Source organism: Pseudochryseolinea flava (genome assembly GCF_003286915.1).
GTDB lineage: Bacteria > Bacteroidota > Bacteroidia > Cytophagales > Cyclobacteriaceae > Ohtaekwangia > Ohtaekwangia flava.
Genome location: NZ_QMFY01000021.1, coordinates 1 through 25,568 on the forward strand (window position 1 = coordinate 1; position 25,568 = coordinate 25,568).

Here is a 25,568-nt window from a genome sequence, read left to right on the forward strand (position 1 = left end):
CCATAGCGCACAATCTTGCAAAAGCGACCGCATGAGTGACGAAGATTTCACGCGCCTACATTTTTCAAACTAGATTAACCCAAAAAAAACAAAAAAAGCCGCCTCATGACTTTTGAGACGGCCTCCTTTTTTTTATCGACGCTGTAAATTATTCACCGCCGAAAAGTCTATAGCCTAACGATATTTGAATAACGTTGCTCTTCACATCAGCATCGTCATCATCAGCTATACTTGAGAGACCCAGGTTGTATCTCGCAGTGGCGTTTAGTTTGCCAAAATGAGCCCCCAACCCAACACCTACTCCGATATCCATCCCTTTATACGCTTCTTTTACATCTTCCTCATCTGAGCTGCCATTGATTTCATACTCTGATTTGGCACTGAGCAAAAAGCCAAATTGAGGCCCCGCGTGAATGTTTACTGGCCCAAAGGAGTACACAAGATTAATGGGAATAGAGATGTAAGATAGTTTTACGGTTTCTTCGACCTCAACTGGAACACCTAAGATTTCATCCTCATATGATCCTTTTGTTCCAACAGAATTAAACAACAATTCAGGTTGAAGAGACAACGCATCAGAGAATGCTAAATTGAGATATCCGCCCACATGAAAGCTGGGTCTGATTTCGGCATCTTCAACATCATCGCCGCCAAAGTTAGCGAGATTTAAACCGGCTTTTAAGCCACCAGATAATCCTTGCGCGCTAGCATATGTAAATGCGGCGGCAACAATAGAAAGGGTCAGTAACACTTTTTTCATGGTCTGTTGTATTTAGTTTACGAAATAATAAAAACGCGTCAATCACGGCCGATCTTAGGAGCGTAGTACAAAGGCTTCTCAGCTTTGCACAATGCGGTTTCGGAAATTGGGCAGACTACTCAAAAATAAATACACAACGGACGAGCAATCGATAGTAAAAGAAAGAAGAAAGACCGTCACACAAATGACGGTCTTTAAATTTTGATACCTGTTAAGGCATTATTAAAATTTAGAATACGTAAGCTACGCGGAAACCGAGGTAGCTAGCGTCGTCGATGATATGATAACGAAGACTGAAATCTACATTTGAAATGTGATAGCCGATTTGAGGAGCTAGACCTAGTCGTGTTTCGCTATCGTTCACGTCATCGCCAGGGCCTGGATTATTCCATCTCCATCCAATTACGTTAAGTCCGAGTTCACCGCCAAACCAAAAACCTTTAAAGCTTGAGTCGACGTAGTACTTCAGACCACCGTTAAGTGGAACCTGGTATGCTGAAAAATTAGAATTATTTTTTTCAAAGAAATGGATATAACCCAATGTTACCATCCAGTCAAGATTTTTATTGATTACTCCCTCGTAGCGTCCGGAAACACCAATCCCGGCACCGTAACCATTATTGAAATTTCCCTGAGGAAACGCAAGCTCCCCGCCGAGAGACCATCTTCCTTGTGCGAAAGATGCTGATGCAGAAATCACTGTTAAAGTAAACGCCATTAGTAACGCCTTTTTCATAGTCGTAGTTTTTAATAAAAAAATTTAGTTATAGAAGTTAAATAAAAATTCAAATAAATGGAAATCGACTCGAGCGACACTCTACTTACCAAACTTGATCAGCTTGTAGCCGAGTGATAATTGAAACACCTGATTCTTTGCTGCAGCAGCGGCCGCGTCATCATCAATTTTAGATAGTCCAAGATTGTAACGTGCATCAACAGTAAGACCAAATGGAAGATCCCATCCTGCACCTAAACCTACAGTCACATCTGACTTTTTGTATAAGCTTTTCACATCTCGATCTTTGTAGAACTGCTGGGCTGCAACATCGTAACCGTCAGATTTCGCACCTGCAAGAAATCCAAATTGAGGGCCTACTTGCAAATTCAAACCGGCTATCAAATAGAACTTCAACATCACAGGAATGTTAACATAACTGAAGTTTGATTCAAGGTCCTGGCCATTTAATTTTAGTTTAGATCCTTGTTGCGAGTAGATCAATTCTGGCTGAATTCCAATCTTTGTCAGCTTGATCAATGCAAATGCCCCACCATGAAATCCTGTCTTATTTTTTATACTTCCACCTGCGTCATTAGCATCAAACTTCGCAAAGTTCAAACCGCCTTTCACACCGAGTGCAAACTGTGCTTGACCGAATGATTGTGACGCAATCATCACTAATAAAGCTGCGCCAAGAATTCGTAATTTGTTCATATGTATATAAGTGTTTAAAAAACTGATTTAGATTCTTAAAACCGGGTCAAAAATATGGAATTTGTGTTAGGCCCGATGATCAAAAAAATGCTATCACGCGGTAAAAATTACATCAAACAATCGTGCGTCTATTGGGGCTGCGCTTTCATAAAGGTAGAAAAAACATTAACTCTTTTTACAACCACTCAACGACTCGTATTGTTCACTTAACTATTCCGTGATCGTTTTGTTCAATAAATTTTCATCGGCGAGATTTGCCTGCGTGATCACCAATAATGGGTTATTCGCCATGGCACGCGCTATTGCTTGCGTAGCATTTTCGTTGCGTGCCCAAGCTCTCCTTGCCACGCCGTTGTTAACATCATAGTGAAGCATGTTTTTCATTTTACGTTCAGCATCGTCACTCCCATCAAGTACCAGGCCAAATCCTCCGTTAATCACCTCACCCCAGCCTACACCCCCACCATTATGTATCGAAACCCATGTTGCACCGCGAAATGAATCACCAATGACATTCTGTATCGCCATGTCCGCAGTAAATCGAGAGCCATCATAAATGTTTGACGTTTCTCTATAAGGGCTATCAGTGCCCGACACATCGTGATGATCTCGCCCCAATACTATTGGACCAATCTTACCTTGCGCCACGGCACGATTAAATGCTTCCGAAATTTTAATTCTTCCCTCGGCATCAGCGTATAAGATTCTCGCCTTCGAACCTACTACCAACTTGTTTGCCGACGCTTCTTTTATCCATTGGATATTATCTTGTAGTTGTCCTCTTATATCGCTCGGCGCTGTTGCATAAATTTTTTCAAGTACTTCCCGTGCGATCTCATCTGTTCTATCAAGATCTTCTTGTTTCCCTGAGGTGCACACCCAACGGAATGGGCCAAACCCAAAATCAAAACACATCGGCCCCATAATATCTTGTACATAGGACGCGTATTTAAAATTGATGCCATCGTTATCTATGATTGCCGCTCCTGCGCGCGATGCCTCCAGCAAAAATGCATTTCCGTAATCAAAGAAGTAGGTTCCCCTACTCGCATGCTTGTTAATGAGATCGGTTTGTTTCCGAAGTGATGCTTTCACCGCTTCTTTAAATGAATCGGGATCTTGCACCATCATTGTATTGGCGGTGTCGACCGACACGCCTACAGGATAATAACCACCAGCCCAAGGGTTGTGTAGTGAGGTTTGATCTGAACCTAAATCAACGAAGACATCCGCTTCATAAAATTTGTCCCACACGTCGACAACATTACCGTTGTACGCAATGGACACCACTTCCCCACTCGCTTTAGCTTTTTTCACACGATCAACCAAAACATCCAAGTCGCTAATCACTTCATCGACCCAACCTTGTTGATGACGTTTGTGTGTTGCCTTAGCATTTACTTCAGCAACGACAGAAATACAACCGGCAATTTTCGCTGCTTTCGGTTGCGCGCCACTCATACCACCTAGTCCCGAAGACACAAATAGTTTCCCTCGCAATCCTTCTCCCGACTTACTAATTTTGCGTCCGGCGTTGAGCACGGTGATGGTAGTACCATGAACGATTCCTTGTGGACCAATGTACATATATGATCCCGCTGTCATCTGACCATATTGCGTTACACCCAAGGCGTTGTACTTTTCCCAATCGTCATGACTTGAATAATTGGGAATCATCATTCCATTCGTCACGATGACACGAGGTGCATCTTTCGATGATGGAAACAGTCCCATCGGATGCCCCGAATACATGTGCAAAGTTTGCTCATCATTCATGATCGCGAGATACTTCATGGTGAGTAAGTACTGCGCCCAATTTTGAAACACGGCGCCATTACCACCATACGTAATCAACTCGTGTGGATGTTGCGCTACTGCGGGATCCAAATTATTCTGAATCATCAGCATGATTGCAGCGGCATGTTTGGACTGCGCAGGATACTCCTCAATTCCCCGTGCATACATTGCATACGCCGGGCGAAAACGATACATATAGATTCGTCCATACGTTTCGAGTTCTTCTAAAAACTCGGGCGCAAGCATGGCGTGGTGCCGAGGTTCAAAATAACGCAGTGCATTTTTTACAGCTAACTTCTTTTCAGACGCCGTTAATATTTTTTTACGGTTTGGTGCATGGCTAACACTTTGATCAATGGGTTTGCGTTCTGGCAACACCGAAGGTATCCCCTGAAGAATTTGTTCTTGAAATGTTAGCGCCATATTTATGGTAATTGAAAGTCTTTCGCAGTAAAGTTTTCTATAGTGTATTGATATCCGGCATCAAAAAGATCTTTAGCGCGCGCCATATCTGTTCCACTAAATTTTCCAAGCGCAGGAGGTTCAATTAACACTTTGCAAAGGTTTTTGCTGATGGTAACATTGCCACTCACAGCAATGAGCGCGCTGCGTTCGATTACCGATCTAAAATTAACGACTTTAAATTCTGATGTGATGTAATTGCAATGTGAGCCAATCAAAAAATCAACTTGATCGTGGATAGCCCTCGCTGGAAGATTGTCCATGAGTCCACCATCGACATAGACGTTGCCATTAAACTGCACAGGGTTGAATACCGCTGGCACGCAGCAGGAGGCAAGGATAGCCGGGATAAGCTCTCCACTCGTGAAATAGTCGGGCTTTCCACGCACAATATCGGTTGCTGCTATTGTTACAGGAATCTTGAGTGCTTCAAAAGTATTATCAGGAAGATATTTAATAAGCACATCACGCAAACGTTCCAAGCTTAGCAATCCTGTTAGCGTCCATGCAGGGCGAACAGATTTGAAAAAACTTGTTGCAATAATCATCTCTAGAATTTCATCAGGCTTATAACCGGATGCATAGAGCGACGCAACAATGGATCCTGCACTCGTCCCTGAAAGTCGGTCGAATTTCAATCCGATTTCTTCCAAAGCTTTGATCACGCCGATGTGCGAGATACCTCTTGCTCCACCGCCTGAAAGGACTAATCCGTATTTCATGCTCATTTAAATTTCGTGCAAAGAAAAAGTTCTATCGACGCGCACACCCTTTTCTGTTCTTTTCACGGTGCAGCATTCATGTTGTGGATCGTGTTCGAGAAAAAGAACGTAGCCACGATCTGCAGCCTCGTTTAAAAATGATTCTTTCTCTTCTAATGTCAACAAAGGACGCGTGTCATACCCCATCACATAAGGTAATGGAATATGTCCAACTGACGGAAGTAAATCCGCCATAAAGCATACGACTTTTCCATTGTAGTTGATTTTAGGGATCATCATCTTATCGGTATGCCCTGAAACGAAATGGATATCGAATGCACTAAACGATGTTTGATTTCCTTCATTAACAAAATGCAAGTGCCCACTTTCTTGCATGGGCATAATATTTTCTTTTAAGAATGAAGCCTTTTCGCGCGCATTGGGAACCGTTGCCCAATGCCAATGGTCTTTATTCGACCAATACTTCGCGCGATCAAACACCATAGAAGGCTTTCCATCAACAACACGAACACCACCACCACAATGATCAAAGTGCAAATGGGTTAAAAACATGTCTGTAATATCGCCCGTGCCGAATCCTGCTTTTTGAATTGAACCAACAAGACTATCATTGCCATGGAGGTAGTAGTGGCTTAGAAATTTTGCATCTTGTTTATCGCCGATGCCATTATCGATCAATATGAGTTTGTCACCATCTTCTATCAGCAGGCAACGCATTGCCCATGAACAGAGGTTATTTTCGTCGGCAGGATTCGTTTTTGACCAAAGAGATTTCGGCACAACACCAAACATTGCACCACCATCAAGCTTGAAGAAGCCGGTATTAATTACATGGAGTTTCATAGCGAAAAAGTAATTAAAAAAAGAGGGCTGTACGAATACAGCCCTTATAATTTTATATGATGTTGTGTCGAATGTTACTCCTTGACCACGCCCATTGAACAGAACTTATCGATGCGTTGCGAAATTCGCTCGTGCGGATCTAATGCTTGCAACTCCTTCGTTACCGATAGAATCGTTTTCTTAATCTCTGCAGCCATCCATTTCACGTCTGTATGCGCACCACCGAGAGGTTCATTGATCACGCCGTCGATGAGACTCAACGATGCCATATCTTTCGCAGTGAGCTTGAGTAATTCAGCAGCTTGCTCTTTGTAATCCCAACTTCTCCACAAGATTGTAGAACAGTTTTCTGGAGAGATTACAGAGTACCACGAGTTTTGCAACATCAACACACGATCACCAATCGCAATACCGAGTGCTCCACCCGATGCACCTTCACCGATGACGATACAAATGATCGGAACTTTGAGCTGAAACATCTCCTTCAAGTTACGCGCAATGGCTTCACCTTGTCCGCGCTCTTCAGCTTCTAAACCTGGAAATGCACCTGGCGTATCGATGAATGTTATAATTGGCTTATTGAATTTTTCTGCAATACGCATTAAGCGCAAGGCCTTGCGATACCCTTCCGGATTCGCCATGCCGAAATTGCGCATTTGACGTTGCTTTGTATTTCTACCTTTTTGTTGACCAATTAACATGAAGGTTTGGCCATCAATCGTTCCAAAGCCACCGACCATTGCTTTATCATCCGATACAGTACGATCACCATGCAACTCGATAAAGTCGGTTGTGATTTCATAAATGTAGTCTAATGTATAAGGTCTGTCGGGATGACGGGACAACTGAACGCGTTGCCAACCAGTAAGATTCTCAAAGGTCTCTTTTTTGAGATCTAAAATTTTTCTTTCGAGGGCTTTAACTGCAGCCTGAACTTCCTTATCACTGTCGCTGGCAAGGTGCTTCATATCTTCCAGTTTCCCTTCCAACTCGGCGATAGGCTTTTCAAAATCCAATAGCATAGTGTCGATTTTGTGGGCACAAAGTTAGAAGTATTGCTAAATATCGGTAATTAATCGGAGAGAAATCCACTCCCTTCGATTTAAGTCATAAGTTATTGACGGACAGGTTATTCTTTCGGCAACACCCTTCACCACGAAAAAAAATGATGACCTTAGTCGCGCGTATGTGGATGAAAACTTGAGTAAAGATTCATTTTTGCATGCGATTTATAATTTCACAAAGCGACCGGAATCAGTTACGTTACCAGCGCGTTCGTATTGAAAATAATACAGACCTGGTGACAATCTCGCAATATCAATTTCTTCTATCCGTGTACCTAACTCGAACGACAAAAGGTATCGCCCCTGCCGATCGACGATATGCAGCTTCCCCCCGTCACCCTCCGACAAGACTGTAACGAATTCATCTGCCGGATTCGGAAAGAGTATCGCCCGGTTCTTTTGCTCGACGAGCACCGACACAATTTCAGTTGACAGTCGCGTTCCATCCACCAATTCAACGACAGCTGTATATCGCATGATCTCACCCGTAAGGTGCTCATCCAAAAAAGTAAAGTATTTCTGTTTTCCAGGCGACTGAGTGTCTAATGCTTTAAGCATGCCATTATCGTCAACAAGAAAAAATGTAACCCGACTAACGTTCCAATGCGTACTCAAATGAATTTCAACTTTATTGCTGACGTCGTCGAATCGATAAGCCGAAAACAAATTCACATAACAATTGGAACCCTGCATGTTATAGTTTATCATATCAGCTTTCAAGCCCGTCTTGGATTCTATGCGTGGTTGGACCGTATAAAAATGATTTGCACCTTTCGCGCCGACAAAGAGTGTATCGTTCGCACGCCTCACAACAGTCGTGCTATCGCCCACTAAGGTCACAAGGTCATAAGTACTTGCTCCTGCTACTGGCGACCACGACAAAGCAAATACATCGTCACAAACAAAGGGAACCGTTAATTTCGGGCGCGGCGAGATTACGAACGCCGGCGACTCAATGATTTTCCCTCCAACTTCCAAACGAAGAGACGCGTTGGCCAATGTATCGGGTGTAACCCAACTCACACTCGTTTCACCTTCAGCTACGTCGTCGACGATCGTATTCCACTCCCCTTCATTTAATTTCATGCTGATCGCCGCGCGTTGATCAAGTGGATTATTCCAAAACAACTTCACGCGTGTATCGGCTTCTATAACCTCGTCCATCGCGGGAAAGTCCCAAGCTAAGTCAGCACTTTTTACGCTGTAAGCAACCGCTACGTCCTGCGCGCTTGAAACAAGGTTTGCATAGAGCACTAACTGATACGTTCCTGCTTTTGGATTGTTAATGCTAATAAGTTCTACATTGTTAAGGTGATCTTGCCTTCTTTCATTGCGTGCCGAAAGAGAATCGCTGTGCGGAAAATGATTAAGCACCCATGGAAGTACTTTCTGTTCATCATAAATTAAATAGCTATCAATATCATTTACCAGCGCTTGTAACGCGTTTACGGTTGACGGCGGATCAGTCCAAGCAGTAGCGATACGCAACTCGCGAACGTTCTCAGGAACCGTTATGGTAAATTGTTTGAACTCATCATGATTGAGTGAAGCATTAAAAAAACGTTCTTGTTCTACATCCTGAACCGCCTGCCACAGATTTATGTAACCATATCCGAAAGTAAAATCAATTCCCTCGTCTCCAACATCCTCCGCAGAAGCAATGAGCAAAGCTTTCAACAACGCAGCCGATGTAGGCATAGTTTTGTTCTTGACAGCCTCGCGAATTAGAGCAGTCATTCCTGTTACTAAAGCCGCAGCGTCTGATGTGCCGCCTTCACCATAGGCTGTAAGTTCAGGTTTTACGCGGCCATCAAATGTTGGTCCACGCGAATTCATGGGATTTCTATTTAGCGAGGTATCAATCGCCGTCACTACCAAAACATTTTTCGCGTGTTTGAAGTTACCCGACAAATTTGCCCAATTAAGATCATGATAGTCGCCGGCGGTTGGTTTTGAATTGCCGATATTTCCCGCAGAGAAAACGTGCAACAAGTCTGGGTTGGAATAAACTTGCTCATCATATGACACGGCTTCGTTTCCGTAATAATTCTCTATGGAAGTGCCATAAGAATGATTTTGCTGTAAGATGTTATAATCATCAAAATAGGCAACGTCATCCGGGAAGATATCACTAAAGTCGGATGCCGTCACAATGGCTTCATTGGCAACACCAAGTCCTTTCTCCGAAGTGTTTCCGATACCAGCGATGAATGTAGCCATCGCGGTCGCATGTTCAGAAACAACTCGTGGCGATTCTGAAGTTTCAACAGTGCGCCCACGAAGATCAAGGTCGGTTTTATCAAATGATTGCTCTTTAATCGATATCATCATGTTGTGACCGCGTAATGCCGGACGTAGCTGTTTTGCTTTATTAATACGATTAAGTGCTGTGTTCAACGTGCTGTTTCTTGACTCGACATGAGGCCGCGTCAAAAGGTCTACAAAGAGAATATTCTTATCTGCTGCGAATGCATGCACTACAAAGTCGATAGATGAAGAGATGCGGAATATGCGCGTCGTCTCATAAAAATCTACGAGAACAACTTTCGATTGGTATTGACTTTTGAATTTTTGAGGATCACGAACAGCAACAGAAAATTGTATTTGCTGTGCTAGGCGAGCATGCGATGCCGACTTAATCTTTGGTGAGAATTTTTCTTGCGCCAAGGCATTCGTGCAAAGGAGTAATGCATCAATCATGGAGGCGATCAACAAAATGGTGCGCAAGGAAATCATTTTCCAAGTATAGGAATAATGATGTAAACCTCTCCACAAGACGGCGATCGTTTGCGATAAATTTGATCAAGAGTATTTCTCAGGTTTTGTATTGAAAGTTTTCGATTACAAAAAAAAATATGATAGTTTCATCGCGCTGATATCAGCAAATATCATTAACCTAAACTCAGAGCAAATGAAAAAGTCACTTTACTTTTTTAGCGCAATGCTATTGTCATCAGTTTCATTTTATTCTTGTGAATCCGATGATCAATCCGCTAAAACAAATGAAATTCCTACCGAAACGGTAGCCAAAATTGCAAGCCTTGGATTTGATGTTAACGACAAAGCGCCGATGCGTTATGAACAAGGTTATCTTGTTGAAGGCGACATTTATTTAACAGACGCCGACCTTGCAACGATGAGTGAACCCGTTGCTATTCCAAATGCAGAACAGTATCGCACTACAAATTTAGTAAAGGGTACACCGCGTAATATCAAGGTGTACATTCCTACATCATCTTTCAGCTCAACATACGTTGCTGCGTTAGACGAAGCGATAAGAAGGTATAATGCTGAAGGTCTCACCCTCACGTTTTCCCGCATCACAACAAGTACGGGTGCAAACATTATTTATAAAAGATTATCGCGAAGCGATGAGCGACGTGGCGTCTTAGGATCGGCAGGATTTCCCACTTCCGCTGGCAACCCTTACTCACAAATCGCCATGAGTGGAATATTAGAATCAACGTATGGGCTAAGCGTTAATGGAATTGCAACTATTATGGCACACGAAATGGGACACTGCATCGGGTTCCGTCATACCGATTACTTCAACAGAGCAATTAGCTGCGGAGGTTCAGCAAGTAATGAGGGCGATGGTGGTGTTGGTGCAATACATATCCCAGGTACACCCACAGGTGCCACTGCGTCGGCAAAATCGTTTATGCTAGCATGTACCGATGGAAGTAACCGTCCATTTAATACCGACGACAAGACCGCGCTGAACGCACTGTATTAATTCGATTTACGTCGTTTACTTGGGGCAGGTGCTACAGAGCCGCATCTGCCCTTTTCTTTTCTCCTATTGTTTCACTGAACGTTTTACTTTCTCTGCAGAGCGATGTTCTGCGGATCTCTCCGTATTGGCGTCTATCCTCAACTTCTCGATCATAGTAGGACTCAATGCTTCACTATAAGCGCCGTAAGCATCAACAAGTAATCCCTTCACGCCTTTCGATGAAGATATCGCATAGAGTATTGCACTGTCGTCAGGATTTGTCATCCCTTCAAAACGATGCACAGCGTCCACATGAAATTCTTCCGGCTTAAGTTTATATTTCGAATCTGATGATTCTAATCTATCACTGTGAATATTAAAATCGACATTGTAGCCTGATTTCTTCAAGGCTATCATCGCCTCAGAAAGTGTTTCAAAAGTATCCATATAGCTTCGTTTATATCCAACCACTAATATTTCCATGCCAGCGACCTTACAACATACGCCTTGCCTGGTCGGCTGTGCGAATGTCGGTATGTGACAATGCCGTATGCTGATCCCACGATTTCAACTACTGTACAGCATACTTCAACACCACAACACCACTTTTGAATCGATGATCATTCATTAGCTTAAGATTCATTTTGGCATGTTCTGGAAAGAATCGTTTACCTCCGCCTACGATCACAGGGCAAACGATCATGTGAAATTCGTCGACAAGTCCGGCGCGTATGGCTTGCCCAGCGAGGTTGGGGCCGTCTATAGAAATATTTTGTACGGCATCTTTCTTTATCCGCTTGATCAAGTCGACATCGAAATTATTTTCAATTCTGGTACGTGCACTGGTTGGCGCGCGAAGCGTTCGTGAAAAGACAATTTTATCAGCCGACTGCCATTGACGCGCAAAGTCCAACGCTACCTTGGGTTGATCTGGAACACGATGGGCAGTTTCCCAATACACCATGGTTTCATACATTTTTCTGCCGTAGAGATAAGTGCCGATCGACGAGTTTATTTCGTTCATGAAAGCGTGTACTTCCTCGTCGTCAGGTGCACCCCATCCGAATTTACCGTCTTGATCCTCAGTATAACATCTAACGACAGCAGCATCGAATAGATGAGTTTGCTTTTCCCGCTCATAACGTCATATTTTCCCGCACTGAAGAAAATTTCGTACCTGCCAGGTACACATGTATTTGTATATTACGGCGTTATCCATGAAGACATTCCGAGAAAAAGAAATGATACCGCACAATCACGTAGTCGCATCGGTGGTATACGACGTTTGGCATACGTTTTCTTCAATCTCGTAAACTGCAAAATGCACGAATGACCAAAACGATTTACCAAGACGATTATAAGCAGCGTTTTCACAGCTTAATTCAAGACGCGCCGTTTTCAGCTGCGCTATTCACAGGAGACGACCTGACGGTGGAAATGGCAAATGCTATATCCCTGCAAATCTGGGGCAAAGACAAAAGTGTTATTGGCCTCCCCTTGCTCGAAGCTATTCCGGAAATCAAAGACCAATATGTCTTTGAGCAACTAAAAAATGTGTATCTCACGGGACAACCCTACGAAGGAAAAGAACACACCGCCTGGTTAAACAAATCAGGAGTATTGACAAAAATTTTTGTCAACATTGTCTATCAGCCGATCAGAAACGATGAAGGCGATGTTACCGGCGTGTTTGCCGTGGGGCATGACGTAACGGATCAGGTATCATCGCGTAAGGAACTAGAAGCGTCAGAGACACGCGCACGGGTAGCAATCGAGTCTGCGGGTCTCGGTACATTTGAATTACACTACGCCTCAGGAAAATCAAAAAGTTCGGCACGTTTCGATGAGATCTTCGGGTTTGAAACAGGTGCTCCACACGCTGAATACGTTAAGCGTATTCATCCCGATGATTTAACCACTCGAAATATTGCACATCAGCAAGCGCTAACGACAGGCAAGCTCGAATATCAAGCGCGCGTCATCCTACCTACGGGCATCACGCGCTGGGTAAGGATAAACGGTTCAATCATCTTTGATGAAAAGCACGAGCCCATGCATCTCATTGGCACGGCACTAGACATTACCGAGGAGGTCACATCTTTTCAAAAGCTGCGCGAAAGTGAAGAAAAATTTCGAACACTCATCAGCGAAACTCCAGAGATTGCTGTTGGGCTGTATGTCGGTAGGGAGATGCGCATTCAATATGTGAACGACATGATGTTACAGTTCTGGGGTAAAGATGCATCGATCATCGGAAAAACCTGGAAAGAGGCGCTCCCTGAACTTGATGGGCAACCATTCTTTGAAGAGCTTGACAACGTATTCGCTACTGGTCGTCAATTTACCTCGAAGGAGACGAAGGCAACCTTGAAACGAAATGGCAAATTAGAGATTGGTTACTTCGACTATACATTTAAGGCGCTCAAGAATTTAAACGGCGATATCTATGCCATTCACCACATGGCCATCGACGTCACAGAACAGGTGAAAAGCAAAGTAGCGCTGGTTGAGCGCGAAGGAAGTGTTCGACGACTTTTTGAACAAACACCGGTAGGCATTGCGATGTTCAAAGGCGAATCGTTTGAAGTAGAAATGGTGAATGAAACGCTACTCAGCTACTGGGGACGGCCCCGCTATGAGATCATCAACCGATCGATTTGGGATGCTATGCCGGAGCTTGTGAGTCAAGGCATAAAGGCAATCGCACAAAATGTCTATCATACCGGAGAATCGTATACCTCTGGAGAAACGCCTGTATCTCTCCTACGTCATGGCCTGCAAGAAACGATTATTGTCCGTTTTGGATTTCAAGCTATTAAAGATTGGCAAGGAAACATTACGGGCGTACTTGCCATTGCCAATGAAGTAACCGACCTCGTCGTCGCGCGCAAAAATGTGGAGAAGAATGAAATGCGTTTAAATTTCCTGGCGAACTCGATGCCGCAAGTTGTGTGGATTGCCGACAGCGATGGACAAGTGAAATATTATAATGACCGAGTGTTAGAGTTTGCAGGCGCGAAACAAAATGACGACGGCACGTGGATTTGGGAAGGCATACTACATCCTGATGATCTTGAACGAACCAATACTTGTTGGTTAACCTCCGTCAAAAATTTAACACCATATGAAACGGAACATCGTGTATTGATGCGTGACGGTTCTTATCGATGGCATCTAAGTCGTGCTTACGCGTATGCTACACATGAGGGCACAAAATGGTATGGTACAGCAACGGATGTACACGACAAGAAAGTTCTTGAGATGGGTTTGGAAGCCATCGTGAAAGAGCGCACGTTGGAGTTACAACGTTCTAATGACGACTTGCAACAATTTGCCCACGTTGCGAGCCATGACCTCAAAGAGCCTGTGCGAAAAATAAAAACATTTAGCTACAAGCTGCAAGATGAATACAAGAATGTACTGACGGATCGTGGCAATACTTTCGTAAACAAAATCATTAACGCCGCCGACAGAATGAACGCCATGATCAACGGCGTTCTCAACTATGCATCAATGCCTTCATCATCCAACAAATTTGAATTGGTAGATCTCAACGCTACTATCTCGAATGTGCAGAATGACCTGGAGATTTTAATCCACGAGAAGCACGGCACCATCACCTATCACGCGTTACCGAGCATTTACGGAATCGTTGATCTCATTCATCAGCTATTTTACAACCTTATTAACAATGCGCTCAAATTCAGCAAAAAAGATATCCCGGCATTAATTCACATCACCGCTAAAAAGACCGTGGTCAATGATCAACAATTTTGCGAAATCATTCTGACCGATAATGGCATTGGATTCAATCAGGAGCAGGCTGAGCAAATTTTCAGTACATTCGTGCGATTGAACTCAAAGGATCAATACGAAGGCAGCGGACTCGGACTGGCACTGTGTAAGAAGATAGTCGAGCGACATGGTGGTATGATTCGCGCTGTAAGCGAAAAAGACAAAGGCGCACAATTCCATATTCTCCTTCCCAGCCCATGAAAAAAATCGTACTACTCGCGGATGATGATTCGGACGACTATGAAATTTTTAAAGAGTCGTTACACGAGGCAGATTGTGCCACCGAACTGATTCGCGTCGACAACGGCGAAGGTGTTTTTGAATACCTCAGCACGAGTCGTCCCAGACCAGACATCATTTTTTTAGATCTTAACATGCCTGTGATGAGTGGATGGCAGTGTTTAGCAAAACTAAAAAACACATCAGTCTATCGAGAGATACCCGTGATCATGTACACTACATCATCACACTATCGCGATGCAGAGATTGCAAAAGATTTGAATGCTCATGGATTGATCACAAAACCAAGCGACTATAAACTGCTTACTCAAGTGCTGAAGCGAATTATTTGCACGTTGGGAAGTGATGATCTTGGGAGCGCCATTCACGAAGCGTACTTAATCACTCAGTAGCATACATAACATCAGGAAACGCCTGTGCAAGTTTGGCGGGTGATAGAATTAAATCCGGAGAATCTGATTCGATTGCCGACGTGGGCATCCAAGAAAAAGACGCAGACGCTGGTGCTTGTACAAGAACTTTTCCGCCTTGATCATGAATACATTTCACGCCTTGGGCACCGTCGTTACCGCCACCAGAAAAGATCACACCGATGGCCCTATTCCCTGCATCTTTGGCCAACGATCGAAGAAACACATCCACAGCATGGTTCACGCGTTCGGTCGACGACCTCGCTTGCAAATGAACCACACCTTGTTCAACAGTAGCCATCGCGTTTTCGGGCAACACATATATATGACGAGATTGTAGGGAATCTTTTCCGCTCAATCTTACGACGGGCATTGGCGCAAACTTCGACAGGATCGTGGGGAGCTGACTCACACGATCGCGCGCGAGATGGGTCACAATAATAAATGCAGCGTTTGTATCGCGAGACAAATTTTCAAAAAACTCCTTCAGCGCAGCATGACCACCTGCGGATGCACCTATACCCACCACAAAAAAATCGTTTAGCATCATTCCATTTTTTTATTCCCTTCAATAGTTAAAACCTGATGCCTAATACCATTCAATTCAATGATCAACTTTAAAAATCACAGATCTGTCATTTGATAACAAAAGAAAAGCTTCCTGTTCACCAAGAAGCTTTCTACAATGGGATCACTGCAAATGCAGACGATCGTTAAACAAAATGATTATTCCAGCAAGTATTTCTTTACCCAAGTCTTACCCTCATGACGAATCCGGATTAAATACAATCCAGCGGTCATTGAAGAGATTGGGACGGCAACTTTTGAATCGATGACATCAAATTTGCCACTCATGATCGATTGACCTTTATCGTTTATCATCGACAGCGATATATTCCCCGAGCTACGATGAAACGCAAGTGTTAGTTGATGTACTGTTTCACTTCTGCCTGGGTTGGGATAAATTTGTAAGCCATCATCTTCATCAACCGATATCGTTTCGAATGTACGCGTACGCACCGAGGTACTTGTATAGAGTTGAGACGTTGGAACGACCTCGCGTGTTTGAAGCGGACTTGACCATTCTAATTTCGTTTTTGCTCCCCCACCATTTTCATAGAACTCTAATCTCAGGTTGTATCGCTGACCACCGTTCAATGCAATTACACCAGACACTTCCGTTCCGCCGTCATCTCTCCACTTGTCGACAACAAGCTGATTGTTAATCCACAATCTACAACCATCATCGGCGGTGAGATAAAATGTGTAGTTACCGAAATAACGTGGTTGAATTTGCCCGCTCCAGCGCGTTGAGAACTGATCGACATTCACGAGCGTATTGGGAGAGCCTGTTCCCCAGTCAAAGTTCACATTTGCATCCGTGCGTGTTAGTCGCAGGGTTTCGAAATTTCTTCCGTTAAAATAGTTCGCAGTCAATCCATTTCCAGTTCCATTAATCGCTGTTGGTCGGACTAATCTCCACATGGCGCTGGTTTGATTGAGATTGTCCCATTGCTGCACTACGCCACCGTTCGCCGTACTGAAACCCGCTACCTCTAAAACCTTACCACTATGTTTCGCGATGAGCTTATAAAATCCATCACCTGTTGACACCGCCACAAACTGCTGATTATTGAATCCAAAGTAACTCCATTGCTGCACGTTAATGCCATTTTCCTTTCCACTGGAGTTTACATCAAGCGCTTTCCCACTGTTTACAGGTGTAATTCTATATGCGCCATCGCCGACATGCTCTAGTATGAACTGTTGATTTGTATTCTGCGTCAAACTCCATTGGTGAATGATAATACCATCTGCGGTTGAGCCAGGTCCACCTGACACATCAACATATAAATTACTATTGCGATTTTGTATTTCATAGATTCCGCTAAGTGACGGATCTCCATTTGCGCTTACACGAATTGATCCAATTCTATCGTTCCAATCAGCGAGCCATCCTGTATCGGTAGTGTACACTGCAGAAGTTCCAGTAAGGTTATCACTATCGTAAGCCGTAACTTTAAAACCTTGTGCAATTTTCAATGATGTGACGTCGTTATTCAAAATACCTTTTGCTTGAAGTTGGGCAAGTGTATACGTACCCACGTCGAGCCCAGCTGCATAACCGCCGTAGTTAATATCTTGATAAACGCTGACAGGCCCGCCTACCTCAGCAACTTTAATAGATGTGATACGATCATTCCAATCTGCAAGCCATCCTGAGTTTGCCGTGAACGTCTTGAACGCGCCCGTGAAATTGTCATTCTCGTAAACCGTCACCGCATAGCCAGCAGGAACAGTCATCGAAGTTATGCCGTTGTCCGCAATACCTTTGCCTTGCAATTGCGCAAGTGTATACGAACCCACAGCAAGCTGCCCATAAAAACCGCTATAATTTAGATCTTGGTAAACATGGACTTTTTTCAAGCTCGCAATTGCTTCAAATAAGTGAATACCACTCGCCTGTGTTGAAAGATCTATCGTGCCACTGGGTAGCACTGACCAGTCAGGACTAATTAAAAAGTTAGATTTATTAACGGCTTTATTCCAGGCATAATTACCGGTGAACTGAATCATCTGCATGTAGCGATCACGTTGTGCCGGTGTTAAATTCCCCAGGCGAACAAAGTCAGCAAAAGCCTTCGCAAAAATTCCTTTGAACAATCCTCCGTCACCTTGCCCTGTCTCGTTCAGAAAGAAAACACCACCGTTGTAATTCCTAAAGTTCATCACAAATTCACAGGCCTTGATCGCATCATCGAGATAAGACTGCGTGCCTGTGATGATATTTAATTCAAGCGACGCCGTGATAAACATACCTGAGTTGTATGAAAACTGCCAACCTTCATCGAAGTTTCCGGGAGCGTCCCAAATACCGCCATTAGCATTAAAGACGTTAGCTTTCATCCACGCATGAATATCTTTTGCCATCTGCAGATTGGCATTATCGCCTTCTAACTTGTAAAGACGTGCAGCCATCACGATCGCAGGACTATTCCCGATGGAATTGTTACAAGGTGTCGTACAACCTTTCTTCCACGACATCTTTCCGCCGGAATAGCCTGTTTTTATTTCGGTCCATATTTGATGCGCAGCGTCAAGAAATTCGTTGTCTTTCGTAGCATAGTAACAATTCAACGCCGCTAAGCCAAGCCATTCGAGATCGTCATAATAATCATTGCGATACGTTCCAGCGCCGTATCGATTATACTTACGAATTCCAGCAATGATGCTCTTCATACGGTTATAGTACACAACGTTTCTTGTGCGCTGGTAAGCGTCAGCCAGACCTTCTAATGCATGTGCCGTTACCCAATAACCATACACATAGGGATCGTTATCAGATGCGCTGTTGAACTTATAATACGATTGATCTGCCGACATAAAAATATTCTGCAGTGCAATTTGCATGTTCTCGGCGCGCTCGTCAGTTACCTGTGCCTTTGCAGGTTGTAAAAACACCAAACATAAAATCAGTAATAAAATACTTGAACGAAATTCTCTCACACCACCCACCAACACATCGGTTTCTCTTTGCATGCTCACCGCACGCATGTGTACGTTTTTCATAGTTGTAACTTTTTTGGGTTGTTTATTTCTATCGACCAAAGCTTTCCTTACTGAAGAGATGGATGGCGTTACGTTTTACTAATCATTTTGAAAAAATATTTTACTTGATCACCTTAATTTTCACATTCCTAAACCATACCTGATTTCCATGGTCCTGCAGTGCGATGTGCCCTTTCCGCGATTTCCCAAATCCAGGCATATCTTTGAATTTACTTTTGGAGACCAAATCATTCCAAGCTTGGGTGTTCATCTCAAATGAAACGACACGATGTCCATTCAACCAAAACTCATACTTACCGCGATTAGCGATGAGTCTAATGCGATTCCACTCTCCGACAGGATTCACGGCGACAAAATTACTTTCGATCAAATCATAGAGGTCGCCCGCACGATGCTTCTCGATTCTTGCATCCGGATGACAAAGATTGTCGAGTATCTGCATCTCCGGACCAGTTTGCCAGACAGCATTGTATTCATTCGCCTCGACAACATTAAAGATGATGCCGCTATTCCCGCACTTCTCAATTTTCCACTCGAGGGCCAATTCATAATTCTCATATTCGTCGACCGTGATAATGTCGCCACCTTCTAAGTTGTTCGGTGCATTGAATGGTTTGTTTAATGTGAGTGCGCCGTCCCTCACAACCCATGCGCTACCGGTTTTCTCACGTTTATAAGATCGCCAGCCTGCTGTGGTCTTTCCATCGAACAACAACTTCCACCCTTCTTTCACTTCTGCTTCTGTCAACGTGTTCGCTGCAATCTTCACCTGCGGCGAAGTAAAACCTGGCGTATGCTGTGGAATTTGATTTAGCGTATACCACGCTTCGGTAGCCCACAAACTTAGATTTGCTTTGGACTTAAACACACCTTTCAACCTAATGTACACGATATGATTTGGCTGCATGCCGTCTATTGCCAAGAATACTTTCTTACGATCGGCGGATACGTTAACCGATTTCACGGCCAATTTTCGTTCGTCTAATTTAGGCCCGCCGTAGTCAGCGGTAGGCTTGTAATACCATTGCTTAACTTCATAATCTTCTATTGCATTACCATCACCATCAGCAATCGGTTCTGTCATTTCTATCTCCATTCCATTTGTCTTGGCGCGCACGGCGAGCATTTCAAAAGTTGGATTACCAGTCCAAATCATTTTCTGAAGACCAAACCATTTTCCGCCTGCATGCGACCAATTGCCTGGATTACCAATCATACCTGCATACAGCGCACCATCAGATCCCCACACAGCGCGATTCACACCACCTTCCAAGCCTTGTGTAAAGCGGAACACAACGCCTTGGTAATCGCCGTTCACTTTTTCCATGAACACACGCTTGAAACCACCATGGGTAACCTCGCCATGAAGCATCTGTCCTTTATAAGGGCCAACGTTAATCGGTACTGGCTGACTTGGCGAGTTACCAATATCATCTTGAGGCAGCCACACTACGGGCAATTTCTCTTTGAGCGTTGCTGTGCCTTCCGGATCAACGGAACGCGATCCATACCATGCACCTGGAATGATGTGCAACAGTTTACTTGACGGAACCCAATCGCCTTGATTGTCGGTGACAAATAATTCTCCTGCAACATCGACGTTAATACCATTCGGTGTACGCAGACCGCTGGCAATAAACTCGAAACTTCCATCCTTTTTCGAAATCTTAATAACCTTACCGCGATCTGGAATTTGAGGCTGCGTGCTTGCGCCACCCGGATTGATTGCTGTTGCCAACGCCGCGTAGAAATAGCCGTCTTTATATGCTAATCCAAACGCAAACTCGTGGAAGTTTGCAGACACTTTCCACCCATCGCAAACCGTTTGATATTCGTCGATGATACCATCGCGATCTGTATCAAGGAGTCGTGTCAGTTCTTGTTTCTGCAAAACATATAGCGTGTCGTTTACGACTTTTACTCCCAAAGGCTCCGCCAACCCTGAGGCTATGCGCGTCACTTTAATTTTCTCTGGATCGTGGCGCGTCACGCCCTCAAGTTTATACACTGGTCCGGTAGAATCCCATGTACAGACAATCAAACTGCTGTCGGATAAAAAATCCATTCCACCAACCTTAGGCTCAAAAGTAGAAGGTCTGGCTTGTTCTAATTTAAATGATGGATGCAGGCCGGCTTCGTCACGCTTATCACCAGGAACGTTCTTCACCAATTTATCCATGGAAACATAGGGTATCGAACGCTTAAAGTGTGACTTCGTATGAACAAAGTTATTTTCTTCGATTACCGTAAACGCGCCCTTATCATGTGTTGCCCATTGAAGCGATAACATCAAGTCGCCAGCACCTTGATAGTAGATAACCTCAACGGGATGTTTCCCTTTCTTGAGCGTAATCTCAGCTTCTTTTGGTTGTGCACTGTGGAAACCATCGTTATCGATAAGCATTTTGTTATCCAGCCACATTCTTGAACCATCGTCGCTTACAAGTCTAAAAACAAAATTATCATCCTTCTCGACGGTGATAAATCCCTTTGCATGCAGCAACATATTTTCGCGCGATCGCGGCGCATTCTTAAAACTCTCTTGATTGAAATGGAGTACCGGCGCTACCATTGTGTAAATCGGATCGCGTTGCTTGGGCAACTCGTAAAGATCATTGCCACTTGATTCGAGCGTATAAATGGAAGTTGCTAACCCGGGATATTCCTTGTTCGCATCTAACTGTTCAAAGGCATTTTTTTCATCTAGATCAACGGTTACAAAAGATTTCCCAGCCGTGATATTGTTATTGCCTTCAACTTTTGTTTCAAATTTTTCACCATCCAGCGATAACACGTAAGTTATCATCTTTGCTGCATCTTCAGGCGTCAGGTCAGGGTGCGCCGACATTGGAACCGCTCCCCAATTACCAGACCCGCCGTCAATAACTTTTTCTGCTAATGTATTCAGGTTCGCCTCTGTCGATGCGTACTTTTTGGCAATGTCTAGATATGCAGGTCCAACTGTTTTTACTTTTTCATTGTGGCACGTTTTACAATCTGATGTTTCGATCAATGACGCACCCTGTGCAACTACATCGACTGGCTGTGCTTCTTTCTCTTCTACCTTCTCTTCGAAACCGGGATGAAAGTAAACTTGAAGATTTGTCTTGTCTTGCGCATTTAATAAAACTTCAACGTCAACCTCATGTGTTGTGCCCTTCGCATCTTTTTTCTCATTGCTTTTGATGACCTTTAAATCGCCAGTGGAACTATAGTCATCTGGCTGTTGAAGATTCGAGAGCTTTGTTTTGATTTTAACCTTCGTCTCTACAGTAGCGTTAACGATCTGAAATGTTCGCGTGAGACCAGGCTGATCTCCTCTCGATTCATACTCCGGCGTTTCATCCATGAGAACCGTGTTTCCATTTTCATCCGACAATTCAAAATGGAATGTCACTTTATCATTCTTGATGCTGTATCCCTTGAAATTGGTCTTCGCTGGCGATTCATTTTCTCCACGCACCAAATACCAAAAGTCTTCGTCCTGCTGAACGAAGTAGGCATACCCTTTTGAGGACGGTTGCGGTCCATGGTGAGTTGTGTAAACAGCACCGTCGAAAATCACGCCACCCTTCCAAGCTTTATATAACTCACATGTTTGTGCGCTATATGCGACATAGAGGTTGTCGTTCAAAGCCACGGTAATCATCCGCGGCTTGCTATCGAGTACCGACCTGAACACCCATGGATCACGCGGGCGTTTGATTTCCTTCCTAGAATTACAACTGATGAAACTTAATGTGAGCAGGCTTACTGCTAATAATTGGAGTATGTTTTTTCTGATCATTTTTTAAGATATAAAAAGAACCCTGGGATTAAAACATCCCAGGATGAATGCTTACTGCTTTATGATGGTAATGGTCTCTTTAAGCTGATTAATGGTGATTTTATACATACCATCTTCTCCTACCTTCACCTTAAAATTGTTAGCAGGCGTTCCATCTTCAGTAAAGGCAACCTGCGTCGTGCTAATACTTGCATCTGCAGCCGGCGCAACGAATGAAGCCTGATTCAAATCCTTCGTTGTCAAAAATCTAAAGTACCCATCGCCGCTAGATTTTAGTTCGCCCGTCCATGTGAACACGTTGGCATCGACACCATCTTTTGTCATCGCGATTGCGTTCGCGGCATCCCAACCTGCAGTCGTCGCATCGCCAATGAGATAAATATTTTGATATGGGGTAAAGGGTGTGATTTTGATAAAACCAATCGTACTGATGTTCAATAGAATTTTATAGGCGCCCGGTGTGTCAATGATCCATTTGTTGTCGGGGGTTCCTCCTGGCGTTAGTTTTACACTGGTGCTCGTGATCGCGGGATGATTTACCGGAGGCATGTAGAAATCTGCACCCCAACTGCCCGTTGCCACAGGAATCTTAAACTCACCTGCCTTCAGTACCTCGTTGTATTTAAACTGATAAGCGTTTAATGGATCGCTCACCATTACATTGGGATCACCAATATTCCAACCATTCGGTGTAGCGTTTCCGACAATCCACAATTTCGTGTACGCAGGCGGTGGCTCCACTTTGTTATCAGGCGTTACAGACAACGTTATTGTATTGGATGATGCTGTCTTATTATTATCCGCAATAGCTACCACGGCAGAATATACAATTACGTTTACACTGGCTACCTCACCCACCGTTAAGTCAAGCTCATCAAGAAGGATGCCGTTGAATTCTACATTGGTAAATTTCTTATTCACTTCCGTCGACACATCAACTGTATCCGATTCTTCTCCCGACATCAAGATTAACTTGTTAACGACATGAGAATTTTTCTTCGCGGTCCAAGTAAAAGAGACTGCTTCATCGAAAGGCTTTGTATTGTCAATAACAACCGTAGTCTTCGAAGCGGATAGTGTTCCGGTTTCCAATGGTGGAATCGTTGGCGCATCTAATTCCTTGTCGCAAGAACTTATCATTATCGCGAATAGCAGCAGTGCACAGCTAAACACAACACCTGTGCCTCGCCCTGTATATGCCATACTTTTGTCATTCAAATTTTTCATAATGGTTCATGTATGAAGTTTAATAACCAGGATTTGGCTTAAGATTTGTCGAAAGCGTCATGATGTTTCTGCCTATCGGGTATATTTTTGTATGATCGTCGGTATCTGGAAGTTTATCCCACCAAGTTCCGCTGTTGAACACACCCCAACGAACGAGATCAGTACGTCTACGTCCTTCACCGATAAATTCACGCCCCCATTCATCTAACATTTCAATGTCTGTCAACTCGCTACCACTCACAGAATATAAGCTGGTTGAGCCCTCAGGATAATTCCGTTTCCTTACTGTATTTAACAAGGCAGCCGCGGCCGCTTTATCTCCTGCTCTGTATTTGCATTCTGCGAGCGAATAATAAATCTCAGCGTACCGAATTTCTGCATAGGCTGAGGCAAGTTTATTGGCATCGGCTGTTGGGTAGAATGGATACTTCACAAGCCAAACGCCGGAATTATCATCGGCGTGGTTCATGTTGGAAACTTTATCTTCCAGCGCTTGTCCTGGTGGTGTGTCTTTAAAAAAGCCTACTTGATCTCTGCTGAAAATGGTATAACCGCGATTGCTTTTTAAGTTTACAATCTTTCCTTGCGCTGCATCAAAGTAAGGTAAGTATCCATAAAGAAACATTCCCTCTCTTGTGCTATTGCCGAGGTTTCGATACTTCTTCAACCGCAGGTCATCAGGATACTTTTGAAATTTCACAAAAGGCTTTCCTAGCGCGAACGGATATTCAACACTATCAACGTCACGACCAGGTTGCAACGCAAAGCGTGTATTGAAACCTATTACATCGAGTCCAAAGTATTTACCTGCCTGATGTGGCGCCATCCAGCCAAACATATCGCCACTGTAATGCCAGTGTGTCCTGGAAAAACTCGAAGGGAAACCGAATACAACTTCTGGAGATGTAACGTTTGTATAATCGAACGGCGCGTCCCAACGACTTTCAATTTGATAATCACCGTAATCACCTTCCATAAAATTCTCACAAATCGTTGCACACTCAGCATATTTCTCTTGGTCGATGTAAACTTTGGCATTGAGATACAAACGTACGAGGAGTGCTGCTGCGCCACCTTTCGTCCAACGACCGATTGCATTTTCGCCAAGCGCCTCGCGTGTTGGAAGATTAGGAATCGCCTCTAATAATTCTTTCTCAAGAAAATTAAATACTTCTTGGGGTGTTGATTGTTCAGGCATAAAGCTCTCGCCTTTCACTTTCGTCACGATAGGAATATTTCTGTAAAGATCGAATGCACGCAAATGATACCAAGCGCGAAGTGCTCTTAATTCAGCAATAAAATCCGCCTTCTCCGCTTCCGTTAAACCGAACTTCACCGGATCTATTTTTTCAATATCTTCCAATGAATTCGTCGCTAAGCTGATGCCCTGATACAACGCGTTCCACATGTCGTTCGTGTAGTTATCTTGATCCGTCCAAGTGTGGTAATGGCTACGTTGATAAACACCGCCATCGAACCAATCGCCATCACGGTTGGGCGTCATCAATTGGTCTCCCGATAGTTCTTGAGCGTAGTACAAACCGCCGCCTTGAATAGACCAATATCCATGTTCAAAGGATCGTAAAAAATCACGAATCACATCATCCTTTGTTTGCAAAAAAGTCTCTGAAGTTATTCTATCATACAGCGTCTCATCGAGGTCGGTACAGCTGTTGGACGACAGCATTAACACCAATGACAACGCGATGCTAATCTTATATCTTATGATTGATTTCATATTCAG

Annotated in this window: 17 protein-coding genes and 1 pseudogene; 3 read left to right on the top strand and 15 right to left on the bottom strand. The window is 43.8% G+C overall.

Annotated elements, in window-relative coordinates; translation table 11 throughout:
* Nucleotides 1–148 precede the first annotated feature (148 nt).
* The 8 genes from DQQ10_RS24955 to DQQ10_RS24990 all read right to left on the bottom strand — a co-directional run bounded on the left by DQQ10_RS24955 (nucleotide 149) and on the right by DQQ10_RS24990 (nucleotide 9,816).
* Nucleotides 149–760: a porin family protein gene (locus tag DQQ10_RS24955; RefSeq protein WP_112749672.1), complete on the bottom strand. Its 612-nt coding sequence runs from the start codon at nucleotides 758–760 to the stop codon at nucleotides 149–151.
* A gap of 229 nt (nucleotides 761–989) precedes the next feature.
* Nucleotides 990–1,496 (bottom strand): hypothetical protein, encoded by a 507-nt coding sequence (locus tag DQQ10_RS24960; protein ID WP_112749673.1) that lies wholly within the window; start codon nucleotides 1,494–1,496, stop codon nucleotides 990–992.
* An 81-nt stretch (nucleotides 1,497–1,577) separates the two neighbouring features.
* Nucleotides 1,578–2,192: a porin family protein gene (locus DQQ10_RS24965; protein ID WP_112749674.1), complete on the bottom strand. Its 615-nt coding sequence runs from the start codon at nucleotides 2,190–2,192 to the stop codon at nucleotides 1,578–1,580.
* A 210-nt stretch (nucleotides 2,193–2,402) separates the two neighbouring features.
* A complete protein-coding gene (locus tag DQQ10_RS24970; protein WP_112749675.1) occupies nucleotides 2,403–4,412 on the bottom strand; it encodes a urocanate hydratase in 2,010 nt (669 codons plus the stop codon).
* A 2-nt stretch (nucleotides 4,413–4,414) separates the two neighbouring features.
* Nucleotides 4,415–5,173: a patatin-like phospholipase family protein gene (locus tag DQQ10_RS24975; protein ID WP_112749727.1), complete on the bottom strand. Its 759-nt coding sequence runs from the start codon at nucleotides 5,171–5,173 to the stop codon at nucleotides 4,415–4,417.
* Between the two features lie 6 nt (nucleotides 5,174–5,179).
* Nucleotides 5,180–6,016, bottom strand: a complete 837-nt coding sequence (locus DQQ10_RS24980) for an MBL fold metallo-hydrolase (protein ID WP_112749676.1) — start codon at nucleotides 6,014–6,016, stop codon at nucleotides 5,180–5,182.
* Between the two features lie 74 nt (nucleotides 6,017–6,090).
* Complete coding sequence (locus tag DQQ10_RS24985; RefSeq protein WP_112749677.1) at nucleotides 6,091–7,038, bottom strand: acetyl-CoA carboxylase carboxyltransferase subunit alpha; 948 nt, start codon at nucleotides 7,036–7,038, stop codon at nucleotides 6,091–6,093.
* Between the two features lie 207 nt (nucleotides 7,039–7,245).
* Nucleotides 7,246–9,816, bottom strand: coding sequence for a S8 family serine peptidase (locus tag DQQ10_RS24990; protein WP_112749678.1), 2,571 nt, complete (start codon nucleotides 9,814–9,816; stop codon nucleotides 7,246–7,248).
* 175 nt (nucleotides 9,817–9,991) lie between these two features.
* On the opposite strand from DQQ10_RS24990, the gene DQQ10_RS24995 reads away from it, so the two are divergent.
* On the top strand, nucleotides 9,992–10,816 hold the full coding sequence (locus DQQ10_RS24995; RefSeq protein WP_112749728.1) for a M57 family metalloprotease: 825 nt from the start codon (nucleotides 9,992–9,994) through the stop codon (nucleotides 10,814–10,816).
* 63 nt (nucleotides 10,817–10,879) lie between these two features.
* Here DQQ10_RS24995 and DQQ10_RS25000 read toward each other — a convergent pair whose 3' ends face one another.
* Both DQQ10_RS25000 and DQQ10_RS25005 read right to left on the bottom strand, forming a co-directional pair.
* Nucleotides 10,880–11,242 (bottom strand): phosphoribosylpyrophosphate synthetase, encoded by a 363-nt coding sequence (locus tag DQQ10_RS25000; RefSeq protein ID WP_112749729.1) that lies wholly within the window; start codon nucleotides 11,240–11,242, stop codon nucleotides 10,880–10,882.
* 124 nt (nucleotides 11,243–11,366) lie between these two features.
* Nucleotides 11,367–11,870: pseudogene (locus DQQ10_RS25005) on the bottom strand (dihydrofolate reductase family protein); the annotation flags it as partial.
* Nucleotides 11,871–12,124: 254 nt separating this feature from the next.
* Here DQQ10_RS25005 and DQQ10_RS25015 point away from each other — a divergent pair.
* Both DQQ10_RS25015 and DQQ10_RS25020 read left to right on the top strand, forming a co-directional pair.
* Entirely contained in the window at nucleotides 12,125–14,791 is a 2,667-nt protein-coding gene (locus tag DQQ10_RS25015; protein WP_112749680.1) for a PAS domain S-box protein, read from the top strand.
* Nucleotides 14,788–15,222 (top strand): response regulator, encoded by a 435-nt coding sequence (locus DQQ10_RS25020; RefSeq protein ID WP_112749681.1) that lies wholly within the window; start codon nucleotides 14,788–14,790, stop codon nucleotides 15,220–15,222. The genes DQQ10_RS25015 and DQQ10_RS25020 overlap by 4 nt, the downstream gene beginning before the upstream one ends.
* Here DQQ10_RS25020 and DQQ10_RS25025 read toward each other — a convergent pair.
* The 5 genes from DQQ10_RS25025 to DQQ10_RS25045 form a co-directional block, all read right to left on the bottom strand.
* Entirely contained in the window at nucleotides 15,212–15,790 is a 579-nt protein-coding gene (locus tag DQQ10_RS25025; protein WP_112749682.1) for a chemotaxis protein CheB, read from the bottom strand. The genes DQQ10_RS25020 and DQQ10_RS25025 overlap by 11 nt on opposite strands.
* Before the next feature lie 176 nt (nucleotides 15,791–15,966).
* Nucleotides 15,967–18,810: an RICIN domain-containing protein gene (locus DQQ10_RS25030; RefSeq protein ID WP_112749683.1), complete on the bottom strand. Its 2,844-nt coding sequence runs from the start codon at nucleotides 18,808–18,810 to the stop codon at nucleotides 15,967–15,969.
* A gap of 100 nt (nucleotides 18,811–18,910) precedes the next feature.
* Nucleotides 18,911–22,597 (bottom strand): family 16 glycoside hydrolase, encoded by a 3,687-nt coding sequence (locus tag DQQ10_RS25035; protein WP_112749684.1) that lies wholly within the window; start codon nucleotides 22,595–22,597, stop codon nucleotides 18,911–18,913.
* A 51-nt stretch (nucleotides 22,598–22,648) separates the two neighbouring features.
* Nucleotides 22,649–23,824, bottom strand: coding sequence for a SusF/SusE family outer membrane protein (locus tag DQQ10_RS25040; protein WP_112749685.1), 1,176 nt, complete (start codon nucleotides 23,822–23,824; stop codon nucleotides 22,649–22,651).
* Nucleotides 23,825–23,843: 19 nt separating this feature from the next.
* Complete coding sequence (locus DQQ10_RS25045; protein WP_112749686.1) at nucleotides 23,844–25,562, bottom strand: RagB/SusD family nutrient uptake outer membrane protein; 1,719 nt, start codon at nucleotides 25,560–25,562, stop codon at nucleotides 23,844–23,846.
* Nucleotides 25,563–25,568 lie beyond the last annotated feature (6 nt).